Origin of the sequence: Salinibacterium sp. GXW1014 (genome assembly GCF_044769865.1) — a bacterium.
Lineage (GTDB): Bacteria > Actinomycetota > Actinomycetes > Actinomycetales > Microbacteriaceae > Homoserinimonas.
Window position 1 is genome coordinate 213684 of record NZ_JBIZWA010000001.1, and the last position, 13944, is coordinate 227627.

Here is a 13944-nt window from a genome sequence, read left to right on the forward strand (position 1 = left end):
TATGTGGCCATCGGCGCCCAGATCTGCGCCGAACAATCGATAGTGACAACGGAGAGTGGGCGGCTGTGTCTAGCCAAGTGACCGGCATCGGTTCTGAAGCGGGATCTTCAGGCGAGTTCGGAGCCAATGAATGGCTCGTCGACGAGATGTACCAGCAGTTCAAGGTCGACCGGAATTCGGTCGACAAGTCATGGTGGCCCATCCTCGAGAACTACCACCAGACCAAGGGCCAGGTCTCGAACCCGGCAACGGATGCCTCGTCCGGCGCGAAGCCCGCGGCCAACGAGTCGAAGGCCGCGCCGGAAGCGCCGAGCGACTCGAGCGGTCCCGCCTCGGGCCAGGAGCCGCAGATCCCCGTCGAGGTGACGAACGAGCCCTCAGGGCAGGCCCCCAGCAAGGAGCCCGCGACCACGACCGGCAGCCAGCCCATCGCCCGCACCACCTCCCTCCAGGCCAAGCCGCAGCCGATCCCCGCCGAAGCGCCAGCAGCGCCCACCGCTGCTGACGAGCCGAGCGAGCCGCAGGATGTCGTCACCCCGCTCAAGGGCGTCGCCAAGACGATCGCGGCCAACATGGACCAGAGCATCTCGGTGCCCACCGCGACGAGCTACCGCACGGTGCCGGCGAAGCTCATGATCGACAACCGCATCGTCATCAACAACCACCTCAAGCGCGCCCGCGGCGGCAAGGTCTCCTTCACGCACCTGCTCGCCTGGGCGATGGTGAAGGCGCTGCGCGACTTCCCGAGCCAGAACGTCTACTACGACGAGGTCGACGGCAAGCCCGTCGTCGTCGCCCCGGCGCACATCAACCTGGGCATCGCGATCGACCTCCCGAAGCCCGACGGCTCACGCCAGCTCGTCGTTCCCGGGGTCAAGCGCACCGAGACGATGAACTTCAGCCAGTTCCTCGCCGCCTATGAGGATGTCGTCAAGCGCGCCCGTGACAACAAGCTCACGATGGCCGACTACCAGGGCAACACGATCTCGCTCACCAACCCGGGCGGCATCGGCACCGTGCAGTCGGCGCCGCGCCTCATGAAGGGTGCCGGCTGCATCATCGGCGCGGGCGCCCTGGAGTATCCGGCCGAGTTCCAGGGCACCTCGGCAGAGACCCTCGCGAACCTCGGCATCGGCAAGACCATGACGATCTCGTCGACCTACGACCACCGCGTCATCCAGGGCGCGGGCTCGGGCGAGTTCCTCAAGCTCATCCACGAGCGCCTGATCGGCAAGCACGACTTCTACGAGGAGATCTTCGCCGACCTGCGCATCCCGTACTCCCCCATCCGCTGGGCGCCCGACATCCACGTCGACCTCGCCTCGGCGATCGACAAGACCGCTCGCGTGCAGGAACTCATCAACTCGTTCCGCGTGCGCGGCCACCTCATGGCCGACGTCGACCCGCTCGAGTACGTGCAGCGTTCGCACCCCGACCTCGAGATCGAGAGCCACGGCCTCACCTTCTGGGACCTCGATCGGGAGTTCGTCACGGGCAACCTCGGCGGCCGTCGCACGGCGAAGCTGCGCGACATCCTCGGAATCCTGCGCGACGCCTACGCCCGCAAGGTCGGCGTCGAGTACATGCACATCCAGAACCCCGAAGAGCGCAAGTGGATGCAGGAGCGCCTCGAGGCGCCCTACGAGAAGCCGACGCACGCCGAGCAGATGCGCATCCTCGCGAAGCTCAACGAGGCCGAGGCCTTCGAGACCTTCCTCCAGACCAAGTACGTCGGGCAGAAGCGCTTCAGCCTCGAGGGTGGCGAGTCGATGATCGCCCTCCTCGACGCGATCCTTCAGGGCGCCGCCGAGAAGGGCCTCGAGGAGGTCGCGATCGGCATGGCCCACCGCGGTCGCCTCAACGTGCTCACGAACATCGCCGGCAAGACCTACGGCCAGATCTTCCGTGAGTTCGAGGGCACACAGGACCCTCGCACCGTGCAGGGCTCCGGCGACGTCAAGTACCACCTCGGCACCGAGGGCACCTTCACGGCGCTCGGCGGCGAGCAGATCCCCGTCTACCTCGCGGCGAACCCCTCGCACCTCGAGGCGGTCGACGGCGTGCTCGAGGGCATCGTCCGCGCCAAGCAGGACCGCAAGCCGATCGGTACCTTCCAGGTCGTGCCGATCATGGTGCACGGTGACGCGGCCATGGCCGGCCAGGGCATCGTCGTCGAGGTGCTGCAGATGTCGCAGCTCCGCGGCTACCGCACTGGCGGCACGATCCACGTCGTCGTCAACAACCAGGTCGGCTTCACGACGCCTCCCGGCGAGGCCCGCAGCTCGGTCTACTCGACGGATGTCGCGAAGACCGTGCAGGCACCCATCTTCCACGTGAACGGCGACGACCCCGAGGCGGTCGTCCGCGTCGCAGAGCTCGCCCTCGAGTTCCGCGAGAAGTTCCACAAGGACGTCGTGATCGACCTCGTCTGCTACCGCCGTCGCGGCCACAACGAGGGCGACGACCCCTCGATGACGCAGCCCCTCATGTACAACCTCATCGAGGCGAAGCGCAGCGTGCGCACGCTCTACGGCGAGGCGCTTGTGGGACGCGGCGACATCACCCAGGAGGAGTACGCGGCGGCGCAGGCCGACTTCCAGGACCGCCTGGAGCGCGCCTTCGCCGAGACGCACGCGGCGCAGACGAACTCGATGCCGATCGTGACGCAGGACGGCAACGCCCAGAGCGACCTCGAGCGGCCCGACTCGCAGCAGGACGACCGCGCTGGCGAACTCGAAACGACCGGTGTCGCGGAGTCCGTCATCACCACCATCGGTGACGCGCACGCCAATAAGCCGGCCGGCTTCACGGTGCACCCCAAGCTCGACGCGCTCCTCAAGAAGCGCGTCGACATGAGCCGCAAGGGCGGCATCGACTGGGGCTTCGGCGAGCTCATCGCGCTCGGTTCGCTCCTGCTCGAGGGCACCCCCGTGCGCTTCGCCGGCCAGGATGCTCGCCGCGGCACCTTCGTGCAACGCCACGCGGTGCTCCACGACCGCGAGAACGGCCAGGAATGGCTGCCACTGCTCAACCTCAGCGAGAACCAGGCCCGCTTCTGGATCTATGACTCGCTGCTGAGCGAGTACGCGGCGATGGGCTTCGAGTACGGCTACTCGGTCGAGCGTGCCGACGCCCTCGTGCTCTGGGAGGCGCAGTTCGGCGACTTCGCGAACGGCGCCCAGACGGTCATCGACGAGTTCATCGCGAGTGCCGAGCAGAAGTGGGGGCAGCGCTCGAGCGTCGTGCTCCTGCTCCCCCACGGCTACGAGGGCCAGGGCCCCGACCACTCCTCGGCCCGCATCGAGCGCTTCCTGCAGCTGTGCGCGGAGAACAACATGACGGTCGCGCGTCCCTCGACGCCCGCCTCGTACTTCCACCTGCTGCGCCGCCAGGCCTACGCCCGGCCGCGTCGCCCGCTCGTCGTCTTCACCCCGAAGGCGATGCTGCGGCTCCGTGGCGCCACGAGCGACATCGCGGACTTCACGAACGGTCGCTTCGAGCCCGTGATCGACGACACGAGCGTCGACAAGGGTGCCGTGAAGCGGGTCGTGCTGCACGCCGGCAAGCTGCACTACGACCTAAAGAACGAGCTGCAGAAGCGCGAGATCAACGACATCGCGCTCGTGCGGGTGGAGCAGTACTACCCGCTGCCGCTCCGTGAGCTCTCGGCGGTGCTCTCGCAGTACCCCAACGCGGAACTCATGTGGGCCCAGGAGGAGCCGGAGAACCAGGGCGCCTGGCCGTTCATCTACATGGAGCTCAAGCGCAGCCTGCCGAACCGCGAGATGAAGGTCGCCTGCCGTCCGGCGTCGGCCTCCCCCGCGACCGGTTCAACCAAGCGCAGCGCGCAGGAGCAGGCCGAGCTGATCGACCGCGCCCTCACCATCTAGGGCAGAGCTCAAAGCGAAGGGCGGGCATCCGATCGGATGCCCGCCCTTTGTCGTTGTGTGCGGCTAGTGCGTCGCCTGGATCTCCCTGATGCGCGCGAGCACCTGGTCTTTGAGGTCTTCTGGCGCCGTCTCCTGGCACGCGCGCTTCACCGCGAGCGTGAGCACTTCGCCGATATGCGCCTCATTCGCGCAGTCAGGACAGTTGTCGATGTGGTCGCAGATGTCGGCCGCATCCTGTGCCTTGAGTTCGTTGTGCAGGTATTCCTCGAGTTCGGCCTTCGCCTTCTCGCAACCGCAGTCGGTCATTTCTTGCTCCCGGTGGTCGGCGCGGCCTCGAAGCCGCGGCCCTGTGCGTATTCCGCGAGCAGGCCGCGCAGGAGGCGGCGTCCGCGGTGGAGTCGGCTCATGACGGTGCCGACGGGGGTCTTCATGATGTCGGCGATCTCCTGGTAGGCGAAGCCCTCGACGTCGGCCAGGTAGACCGCCAGGCGGAAGTCTTCGGGGATTGCCTGCAGCGCATCCTTGACCGCGCTGTCTGGCAGGTGGTCGATCGCCTCAGCCTCGGCAGAACGCGAGGAGGTGGAGGTGGTCGACTCGGCGCCGCCCAACTGCCAGTCCTCGAGGTCGTCGATCGTGCCCTGATAGGGCTCGCGCTGCTTCTTGCGATAGGTGTTGATGAAGGTATTGGTGAGGATGCGGTAGAGCCATGCCTTGAGGTTCGTGCCCTGTTCGAAGCGGCCGAAGGCAGCGAAGGCCTTGACGTAGGTCTCCTGCACGAGATCGGCGGCGTCGGCAGGGTTGCGCGTCATCCGCATGCCAGCCGCGTAGAGCTGGTCCATGAAGGGCATGGCCTGCTCCTCGAACAGGTCTCGAAGCTCAGGAGACGCGCCCTCGGCAGCGTCGTCGCGAGCGTCGGTGGGAGGAGCGGCCGATTCGTGGTCTTCGGGGGCGGGGATATCGCTTGGCATCGCCGCCAAGCTTAGTTCGCGGGCAGGCGAGAGGAAGGTGGAGATTGGGTCGAGCGTGAGCGTCATTCGTCCTCCCATCGTGTGCCAGCAACAGCCGATACCCTTGACAACGATGCTGATCTCCAAATATTCCAATCCCGACTTCGACCCCTACCAGGGCGAGGCACTCGTCGAGCCCGACGACGGTCCCTGGACGGCACCGACCGCGACTGCCCCCCTCTCGGCCACCGTGTCGATCCCGGGCTCGAAGTCGCTCACGAACCGCGAACTCGTGCTGTCTGCGCTCGCGGATGGCCCGTCCGTGCTCCGCAGGCCCCTTCACTCGCGGGACAGCGCCCTCATGATCGACGCCCTCCGCGGCCTCGGCACCGTGATCGAGGAGGGCGAGCCCGGGCCGTTCGGCCCCGACCTCGTCATCACCCCGGGAGAGCTCTCTGGTGGGGCATCCGTCGACTGCGGGCTCGCCGGCACGGTCATGCGATTCATCCCGCCGGTTGCTGCCCTCGCGCTTGGCCCGGTCGCGTTCGACGGCGACGAATCAGCACGCCGCCGCCCCATGCGCACCACGATCGACTCCCTGCGTGAGCTCGGCGTTGACGTCAACGATGACGGACGCGGAGCCCTCCCCTTCAGCCTCTACGGCTCCGGCAGCGTCGAGGGAGGCCCCCTCGAGATCGATGCCTCAGCCTCGAGCCAGTTCGTCTCCGGTCTCCTGCTTTCGGCGCCCCGCTTCGCACACGGTCTGCAGCTTCGTCACACGGGCGAGCACCTGCCGAGCATGCCGCACATCGAGATGACGGTCGAATGCCTGCGCCAGCGCGGCGTCGAGGTCACCTCGCCGCGCAGCGGTGAGTGGATCGTCGAGCCAGGGCCGATCGCGGCAGCCGAGGTCGCGATCGAGCCGGACCTCTCCAATGCCGCGCCGTTCCTCGCGGCCGCCCTCATCGCGGGTGGCACCGTGACGATCGACGGCTGGCCCCAGCAGACAACCCAGGTCGGCGCCGAACTCGCGCGCCTCCTGCCGCAGTTCGGGGCATCCGTCACGGTCGCCGACGGCTCGATCACGGTCGACGGCGGCGCTGGCCTCATCGGCGGCAAGGCGCTGCCGGGCGTCGACATGGATCTCAGCATCGGCGGCGAGCTCGCCCCCACGATCGTCGCGCTTGCGGCGCTCGCCGAGAGTCCGAGCCGCATCACCGGCATCGGCCACCTCCGCGGGCACGAGACCGACCGACTCGCGGCACTCGTCGCCGAGATCAACGGACTCGGCGGCGCGGTGAGTGAACTGCCCGACGGTCTCGCGATCGAGCCCCGCGCCCTGCACGGCGGGCCCTGGCGCACCTACGAGGACCACCGGATGGCGACGGCCGGCGCCGTCGTCGGCCTCGCGGTCGAGGGCGTCGAGATCGATGACATCTCGACGACTTCGAAGACCCTGCCCGAGTTCGCTGAACTCTGGTTCGGCCCCCTCCTCGGCCTGACCCGCCCCTCGGTCGACCCGCTCGGGCTGCTGTAGCGCGTGGCACTCGCATGAGCTGGCTCACCGACGTCGATGACGACGACGATCGCTATGCCGACTACGAGGCGAAGTCGAGGCCCAACCCGAAGGCCAACAAGCCACGCACCAAGAGACGACCCGAGCACGAAGACGCGGTCGAAGCCCGGGTCGTGACCGTCGACCGCGGCCGCTACACCGTGCTCGTCGATGAAGGGGGTGCCGGCGAGCACGCCGTCACGGCGACGCGCGCGCGCGAACTTCGCCGTCAGGCAATCGTGACGGGCGACCGGGTCGACGTCGTCGGTGACACCTCGGGAATCGAGGGAAGCCTCGCGCGCATCGTGCGCATCCGCCCTCGCGACACGGTGCTGCGTCGAAGCGCCGACGACTCCGACGAGGTCGAGCGCATCATCGTCGCGAACGCCGACCAGATGCTCATCGTCGTCGCGGTCGCGAACCCGGAGCCGCGGCCGCGTCTCGTGCACCGCTACCTCGTGGCGGCATTCGACGCCGGTATCGAGCCAATCCTCTGCATCACCAAGACCGACCTCGCCGACCCCGAACCTTTCCTCGCGGAGTTCGCGGGGCTGGACCTCACGATCGTCACGAGCGGCAAGGGCGCGACGCCCACCGAGGAGATCCTCACGCTCCTCGCTGGACATTCGACCGTCGCGGTCGGCCACTCGGGGGTCGGCAAGTCGACCCTCGTGAATGCCCTCGTGCCGGAGGCGAACCGGGCAACCGGGCACGTCAATGAGGTGACCGGCCGCGGGCGCCACACCTCCTCGTCAACCGTCTCCTACCGCGTAGAGGGCGGCTGGATCATCGATACGCCGGGCGTGCGGTCCTTCGGCCTCGGGCACGTCGATGTCGATAACGTGCTGCGCTCGTTCACCGACCTCGCTGAGATCGCAGAGGAGTGCCCGCGCGGGTGCACACACCTTCCGGATGCCCCCGATTGCGAGCTCGTCGAGCGTGCCGAATCCGGGAGGCTCGGCGACTTCGGTAGGCAACGCCTCGACTCCTTCCAACGGATGCTCGCCTCCCTGGCGTGAGCGGACCCGGCTGCCTCTAGCCTTCGCGCTAGCCTTGAGACGTGAGCGATGACCTCGATCTGGCACAGCGCCTTGCCGATGCCGCAGACGCCGTATCCGCCGCCCGCTTCCGGGCGAACGACCTCGTCGTGACGACGAAGCCCGACATGACGCCGGTGTCGGATGCCGACCGCGCGGCAGAGGAGGCCATCCGCGCCCTGCTCGCTTCCGAGCGCCCGGACGACGCGATCCTCGGGGAGGAGTTCGGCACCTCGGGAGACTCGCGTCGCCAGTGGATCATCGACCCCATCGACGGCACCTCGAACTTCGTGCGCGGCGTGCCCGTGTGGGCGACGCTCATCGCGCTCGCAGTCGACGGGGTTCCCGTGCTCGGCGTCGTCAGCGCGCCCGCCCTCGGCAAGCGCTGGTGGGCGGAGCGGGGCGAGGGCGCCTTCGTGCGCGATGCCGAGTCACCGCAGGGGCGCCGCCTGCAGGTCTCGAAGGTCGCCGCACTCGCGGATGCCTCGATCAGCTACAACAGCATCCAGCAGTGGGACTGGCACGGCAGGCTCGATGAGCTCGTCGCCCTCTCGCGCGCCGTCTGGCGCACGCGCGCCTACGGTGACATGTGGTCGTACATGATGGTCGCCGAAGGACTCATCGACATGGCAGGCGAGTTCGACCTCCAGCCCTACGACATGGCGGCGCTCGTGCCGATCATCGAGGAGGCCGGGGGCACCTTCACCTCGGCCGACGGCGAGCCGGGCCCCTGGCATGGCTCAGCGCTCGCGAGCAACGGTCTCCTGCATGAGGCTGTGCTCGACATCATCGCGCGGCGCTGAGCTACTCGCGGCGCATGCCCCTGATCGAGCGCAGGTCGGCGATTGCGAAGATGAGCGCGATGCCGACGAGACCGAGGGCGGCGAGCATCCCGAACGCGTAGGCGTGGCTGAATGCGTTGCGCAGGCTCTCGGTGGCCTCCTCGCGGAAGATCGTGGCGAAGAAGGCCGAGCTCGCGACCGCGACACCGACGGCCGTGCCGACCCGCTGGCCGACCTGGGCGATCGAGCCGGCGACACCACCCTGCACGACCGGGACGTCGGTGAGCGTGATGGTCTGGTTGGGCGAGATGACGAGGCCGCCTCCCGCTCCTGCGACGCCCATGAGCACCGCGAGTAGCCACGGCACCAGCGCGGGCGGGGCGAGGAGGGCGACGGGAATCGAGGCCCCGAACCCCACGCCGACGAGCACGAGGCCGATGAACACGAGGCGGCGGCCCATCGTGGCGACGTGTCGCCCGCCGACCGCCGAGGTGTAGGCCGAGACAAGCGCGAAGGGGATGCTCACCATGCCCGCGAAGACAGCGGAGACGCCGAGCCCGTTCTGCAGGAAGAGCGTGTTGATGAGGAAGATTGCAGGCGTTGCGGCGAAGTACGCCGTCGCAATGAGCACACCGTTGCGATAGGAGGTCAGCCGGAAGAGCCCGAAATCGATCACGGGCGACTTGCCTCCCGCGACGTAGCGGTTCTCCCACCAGACGAACGCGGCACCCGCTGCGGCGAAGAGCAGCAGCCACCACCAGCGGGCGGGGTCGTCGCTCGGCCGACCCGTCGTGAGCACGAACGGCAGCATGAGGCCGAAGACGGTGGCACCCAGAAGGAGCACACCGATGAGGTCGATCTCGGTGCGCTTGGTCTCGTGATGCTGCTGCGCCGGCAGCCGCCACAGCGCGAAGGCGAGCGCGAGCAATCCGAGCGGCACGTTCATCCAGAAGGTGAGGCGCCAGCCGTCCTGTTCGCCGCCCACTGCGATGAGGAGACCGCCGAGGGTGGGCCCGAATGCGGTCGAAAGGCCGATGATGGCACCGAAGAGGCCGAAGGCCTTGCCCCGCTCTGGCCCCTGGAACAGTTGTTGGATCAGGCCGAGGATCTGCGGCATGTGGATGCCTGCAGCGACGCCCTGCAGCATCCGACCCAGGACAAGGATCTCAATCGTCGGCGCGACGGCACACATGATGCTCGTTGCGACGAAGACGCTGAGCCCGATCGCGAAGAAGAGCTTGCGGGAATGGATGTCGCCGAGCCGACCGGCGGGCACGAGCACGAGCCCCATCGCGAGCGCGTAACCAGCGACGATCAGCTGTAGCTCGCTCGGGCCAGCCCCGAGGGAAGCCTCGATCGACGGCAGGGCGACGTTGACCTTGGAGAGGTCGAGGATCGTGAGTGCGGCTGCGGCGGAACACACAGCGAAGGCCTGCCACCGTGCGCGATCGGAGACCTGGGAGCGTATGGTGGGCATCCCCTGATTGTATTCGTGCAGTGGTGCAGAATATTCGTGCATTACTGTATATTTGCAGACGATGCAAAATTCTCCCGCCCCCTCCGCCGCCGCTGAATCCAGGTCGGCAGCCAAGCCGCGTGTGCTCCTGGTCTTCATTGGCCTGATGCTCGCAATGCTGCTCTCTTCGCTCAGCCAGACGGTGCTGAGCGCTGCGATGCCCACCATGGTGGGCGAGCTCGACGGCGTCGACCACATGCTCTGGGTCATGACCGCCTTCATGCTCGCCTCAACCGTCGTCATGCCCATCTACGGCAAGATCGGCGACCTCATCGGCCGCAAGGGCCTCCTGATCGCCGCGATCGTGCTCTTCATCGCCGGCTCCGTGCTCGGCGCGGTCGCCGCCGACATGTCCATGCTCATCTCGGCGCGCGTCGTGCAGGGCCTCGGCGGTGGCGGGCTCATGATCCTGTCGCAGGCGATCATCGCCGACATCGTCCCCGCTCGCGAGCGCGGCAAGTACATGGGCGCGCTCGGTGCCGTCTTCGCCGTCTCCTCGGTTGCTGGCCCTCTCCTCGGCGGGTGGTTCACCGAGGGGCCCGGTTGGCGCTGGACGTTCTGGATGAACATCCCGCTCGGCATCGTCGCGCTTGCGGCCGCCGTCTTCCTCCTCCGCCTGCCGAAGCGCGAGCACGAGAAGCCGCGCGTCGACGTCTGGGGCATGGTGCTGCTCACGATCACGACGACCTGCATCGTGCTCGTCGCCTCGTGGGGCGGCAAGGACTTCGCGTGGGGCTCCACGACGATCATCGGCCTGATCGTCGTCGCGGTGCTCACCGCGGTGGGCTTCGTGCTCGTCGAGCGGGTCACACCCGAGCCGATCATCCCCCTGCACCTCTTCCGCGAGGCCAACTTCAACATCACCACGATCGCGGGCCTGCTCACGAGTGTCGCCATGATGGGCACACTCGCCTACCTGCCGACCTACCTGCAGATGACCTTCGGTGCGAGCGCGACGGATGCCGGTCTCCTCATGATCCCCATGATGGCGGCCCTGCTCATTACCTCGATCGGCGCGGGCCAGATCGTGAGCAAGACCGGCCGATACAAGTGGCTGCCGATCGTCGGCAGCATCATCCTCGCGATCGGCCTCGCACTGCTGGGCACGATCTCCCCCGACACTCCCCTCTGGGTCTTCTGCGCCTACCTCGCCGTCATGGGAATCGGCCTCGGCACGAGCATGCAACTGCTCGTGCTGATCGTGCAGAACACCTTCCCCGCACGCGAGGTGGGCACGGCGACCGCCGCGAACAACTACTTCCGTCAGATCGGTGGCTCGCTCGGCGGCGCGGTCATCGGCAGCCTCTTCACCACGAGGCTCGCCTCACAGCTCAGCGAGCGCCTGCCCCAGCAGGGCGGCGCCACGAGCGACATGAACTCGCTCACGCCCGCGCTCGTGCACGAGCTGCCGACCGCCATCCACGAGCAGGTCATCTGGGCCTACAACGACGCCCTCGCACCGCTGTTCCTCTACATCGTGCCGCTCGCGATCATCGCTGCGGTGCTGCTGCTCTTCGTCAAAGAGAAGCCGCTCGCAACGACGATCGAGCGCGAGGTTGCGGTGACGGCCGTGCCGGATTCCCTCCAGGAGGTCTACCCGGTCACGACAGGTTCGGTAACGGTGCCGGAGTCGCGCGAGCTTCGCTAATCGCCGTCAACATCCTTGGCCTTGCCACGATGTGCTGAAAATGCCGCACCGAATGCGATCCCCATGGCCAAGCCAAGGCCGACGCCCATCGCAATGTTGTCAAGGCTGACGCCCATCGCCGTACCGACGCCGACGCCGAGCGCGATGCCCGCGCCCATCATCGAGTTGCGCGACGACTTGCCCTTCGGAGCATTGTCTGGCTCTTGATCAGTCATATCCCCAGACTAGGAAGGCACCATCCCGTGCGCCTCCCCCGCGCGGACGAGTTGTGCGGTGCATCCGTGTCGCGGCATCCCCTGCTCGGCCTAGACAGCGCGGGGGCAAGCTCGCGAGGGAGAATGGTGACATGGCTGATGTGACGCTCCGCGGCGGCCCCGGCGCAAGGGTCACCGTGGAGACAGAGGTGAAACGCTCCCGTTTCATCTGCCGCCTCGAGCGCGTCGCGTCGGAGGATGCCGCGCGTGCGGTGATCGACGGCACCCGGCGCGAGCACTGGGGCGCGCGACACCACTGCTCCGCGTTCATCATCGGCCCATCGGATGCCGCCAGCCAGGTGCGCAGGTCGAGCGACGACGGTGAACCATCCGGCACGGCGGGGGCACCCATGCTCGACGCGCTCGCTGGCGCCAGCCTCGTCGACACCGTCGCCGTGGTCACGCGCTACTTCGGTGGGGTGCTCCTCGGCACCGGCGGCCTCGCCCGTGCCTACTCGGATGCCGTCGCGCACGCGATCCGCGAGGCACCGCTCGTGGCGCGGGAGCGGCGGGAGCTGTTCCGCCTCAGCCTTGAGCACGCCGATGCGGGCAGGGTCGAGTCGGAGCTGCGAGCGCGGGGCGTCGTCGTGCTGACTGTCGAGTATGCAGCGCGGGCCGAACTGAGGCTCGCGGGAGGCGGGGCGCTGCACGAGGTCGTTGCCGCCGTGACATCCGGTGCGGGCACGCTCGAAGGGCTCGGCCACGAATGGGTCGATGTGGAACTCAACAGCGCGCGACGGTGACGATGGTGGAGATGCGGGGAATTGAACCCCGGTCCACTGCTGTGGTCATGTGTCTTCTACGGGTGTAGCCAGTGCAGGCGTTCTACTCGGCTCCGGAATTTGCCACTGGCAGCTAAACCGACGAGCCCAGCCCGAGTGCAAGTCCCCCGTAGCCCTCAGGCGTAACTACGGAGCAATCTCTCTAGATGACGCCAGGATCCGGGTAGAGAGCATCCCCGGGCTGACGGACTTTTTAGTGCGCTCGCTTAGGCAGCGAGGGCGAAGTCAGTGCGCTTGGAATCGGCACTTATAGTTTGCCGACATCGTTAACGAGATAAGTCGGCATCCTCGACCCGCTTCTCACAATTGCGCAGGCAATGTCGAAACCGATCATCCCCATACGCGTCTTGGTGAAAGACGTGTCACAGTCGCACGCTGTTGAGTTGTCAAGCTGCACCGCTCGGGCGCAGCCTTCAATGATAGCAAGGCGATCGCCTCGAAGGAAGCGCTCTTGCGCTAGCTGGGCGCCGGCTGGGAATCCCGCTATGCTTCCCGAGAAGATTTCACGATCCGAGACGCCCCTCGCGCGCTCGGCGACAGGAAGCAGAGGCCGTGACCCGCAGAACCCTCTCCGCCGTCGCCCTCTCCGCGCTCGCTGTGCTCGGACTCACGGGCTGCAGCATCGTGGCCATGGCCGACCTCATCCAGGGCAAGGAAGACGTCTTCTCGATCGCGGTCGGCGATTGCTTCAACGACGACACGGCCGCCGTCGAGCAGGTCGATTCGGTCGTCATGCCGAAGTGCACCGAGCCGCACGACAACGAGGCCTACCACCTCTACGACCTCGCGTCGTCGACCTTCCCCTCCTACGACGAGAACGCCATCCTCGAGGAGGCGGAGATCGGATGCTTCACCGAGTTCGAGGGCTTCGTCGGCTCCCCCGTCGACAAGACGAGCCTCTACTACGGCTACTACTACCCGAGCCCCGAGGGCTGGGAAGAGGGTGACCGCGAGATCCTCTGCCTCGCCTATGACACGAACGGGCCCATCTCCGAGCCGCTTCGAGGCAAGGGACCTAGCTACCCGTACGAGGGCTAGCCGCGGTTACTCCCCCAGGTGGCGCCGTGCCGCCATGGCACGCTGCGCCTCACGATTGTCCTGGCGCTCGCGCAACGCTTGGCGCTTGTCGTACTCGCGCTTGCCCTTCGCGACCGCGAGTTCGACCTTCGCCTTGCCGTCGCTGAAGTAGAGGGAGAGCGGCACGAGCGTGTAGCCACCCTCCTTGACCTTGTTGTGGATTTTGAGGATCTGCGCTTTGTGCAGCAGCAGCTTGCGCTTGCGGCGGGGCGGGTGGTTGGTCCAGGTGCCGCCCGTGTATTCGGGGATGTGCACGGCATCGAGCCATGCCTCCGCATGGTCGTCGATGAAGGCGTAGCCGTCGACAAGGCTCGCGCGGCCTGCGCGCAACGACTTCACCTCGGTGCCGGTGAGCACGAGGCCCGCCTCATAGGTGTCCTCGATCGTGTAGTCGTGGCGAGCCTTGCGGTTGGTCGCGACGACCTTCTGACCACGTTCCCTTGGCACGATGCATCC

12 protein-coding genes and 1 other RNA gene are annotated in these 13944 nt (G+C 67.3%); 7 read left to right on the forward strand and 6 right to left on the reverse strand.

Features of this window, described 5'->3' with window-relative positions; translation table 11 throughout:
* Window positions 1-65 precede the first annotated feature (65 nt).
* Window positions 66-3890, forward strand: a complete 3825-nt coding sequence (locus tag ACIQK7_RS01015; RefSeq protein WP_403020342.1) for a multifunctional oxoglutarate decarboxylase/oxoglutarate dehydrogenase thiamine pyrophosphate-binding subunit/dihydrolipoyllysine-residue succinyltransferase subunit — start codon at window positions 66-68, stop codon at window positions 3888-3890.
* A gap of 63 nt (window positions 3891-3953) precedes the next feature.
* On the opposite strand, the gene ACIQK7_RS01020 is transcribed toward ACIQK7_RS01015, so the two are convergent.
* Together ACIQK7_RS01020 and ACIQK7_RS01025 are read right to left on the reverse strand one after the other, a co-directional pair.
* Window positions 3954-4196 (reverse strand): zf-HC2 domain-containing protein, encoded by a 243-nt coding sequence (locus tag ACIQK7_RS01020; protein WP_403020345.1) that lies wholly within the window; start codon window positions 4194-4196, stop codon window positions 3954-3956.
* A complete protein-coding gene (locus tag ACIQK7_RS01025) occupies window positions 4193-4924 on the reverse strand; it encodes a sigma-70 family RNA polymerase sigma factor (RefSeq protein ID WP_403020347.1) in 732 nt (243 codons plus the stop codon). The genes ACIQK7_RS01020 and ACIQK7_RS01025 overlap by 4 nt, the downstream gene beginning before the upstream one ends.
* A 46-nt stretch (window positions 4925-4970) precedes the next feature.
* Here ACIQK7_RS01025 and aroA point away from each other — a divergent pair, with 46 nt between their 5' ends.
* The 3 genes from aroA to hisN are packed head-to-tail and all read left to right on the forward strand — an operon-like array spanning window position 4971 to window position 8232.
* A complete protein-coding gene (aroA, locus tag ACIQK7_RS01030) occupies window positions 4971-6374 on the forward strand; it encodes a 3-phosphoshikimate 1-carboxyvinyltransferase (protein WP_403020350.1) in 1404 nt (467 codons plus the stop codon).
* A 14-nt stretch (window positions 6375-6388) separates the two neighbouring features.
* Window positions 6389-7411 carry a ribosome small subunit-dependent GTPase A gene (gene rsgA / locus ACIQK7_RS01035; protein ID WP_403020353.1) on the forward strand — a complete coding sequence of 341 codons (1023 nt, stop codon included), beginning with the start codon at window positions 6389-6391 and terminating at the stop codon, window positions 7409-7411.
* A 41-nt stretch (window positions 7412-7452) separates the two neighbouring features.
* Window positions 7453-8232, forward strand: coding sequence for a histidinol-phosphatase (gene hisN / locus ACIQK7_RS01040; protein WP_403020355.1), 780 nt, complete (start codon window positions 7453-7455; stop codon window positions 8230-8232).
* Between the two features lies 1 nt (window position 8233).
* Here hisN and ACIQK7_RS01045 read toward each other — a convergent pair whose 3' ends face one another.
* Window positions 8234-9688: an MFS transporter gene (locus tag ACIQK7_RS01045; RefSeq protein ID WP_403020357.1), complete on the reverse strand. Its 1455-nt coding sequence runs from the start codon at window positions 9686-9688 to the stop codon at window positions 8234-8236.
* A gap of 61 nt (window positions 9689-9749) precedes the next feature.
* On the opposite strand from ACIQK7_RS01045, the gene ACIQK7_RS01050 reads away from it, so the two are divergent.
* On the forward strand, window positions 9750-11375 hold the full coding sequence (locus tag ACIQK7_RS01050) for an MDR family MFS transporter (RefSeq protein ID WP_403020360.1): 1626 nt from the start codon (window positions 9750-9752) through the stop codon (window positions 11373-11375).
* Here ACIQK7_RS01050 and ACIQK7_RS01055 read toward each other — a convergent pair.
* On the reverse strand, window positions 11372-11590 hold the full coding sequence (locus ACIQK7_RS01055; protein ID WP_403020362.1) for a hypothetical protein: 219 nt from the start codon (window positions 11588-11590) through the stop codon (window positions 11372-11374). The two genes, ACIQK7_RS01050 and ACIQK7_RS01055, sit on opposite strands and share 4 nt — an antisense overlap.
* 131 nt (window positions 11591-11721) lie before the next feature.
* Between ACIQK7_RS01055 and ACIQK7_RS01060 the strand changes: the two genes are divergently transcribed.
* A complete protein-coding gene (locus ACIQK7_RS01060) occupies window positions 11722-12372 on the forward strand; it encodes an IMPACT family protein (RefSeq protein WP_403020364.1) in 651 nt (216 codons plus the stop codon).
* Window positions 12373-12375: 3 nt separating this feature from the next.
* Here ACIQK7_RS01060 and ssrA read toward each other — a convergent pair.
* Window positions 12376-12749, reverse strand: a transfer-messenger RNA (tmRNA) gene (ssrA, locus tag ACIQK7_RS01065).
* A 214-nt stretch (window positions 12750-12963) separates the two neighbouring features.
* On the opposite strand from ssrA, the gene ACIQK7_RS01070 reads away from it, so the two are divergent.
* Complete coding sequence (locus ACIQK7_RS01070; protein ID WP_403020365.1) at window positions 12964-13449, forward strand: septum formation family protein; 486 nt, start codon at window positions 12964-12966, stop codon at window positions 13447-13449.
* Window positions 13450-13455: 6 nt separating this feature from the next.
* Here ACIQK7_RS01070 and smpB read toward each other — a convergent pair whose 3' ends face one another.
* Window positions 13456-13935: an SsrA-binding protein SmpB gene (gene smpB, locus ACIQK7_RS01075; protein ID WP_403020367.1), complete on the reverse strand. Its 480-nt coding sequence runs from the start codon at window positions 13933-13935 to the stop codon at window positions 13456-13458.
* Between the last annotated feature and the right edge of the window lie 9 nt (window positions 13936-13944).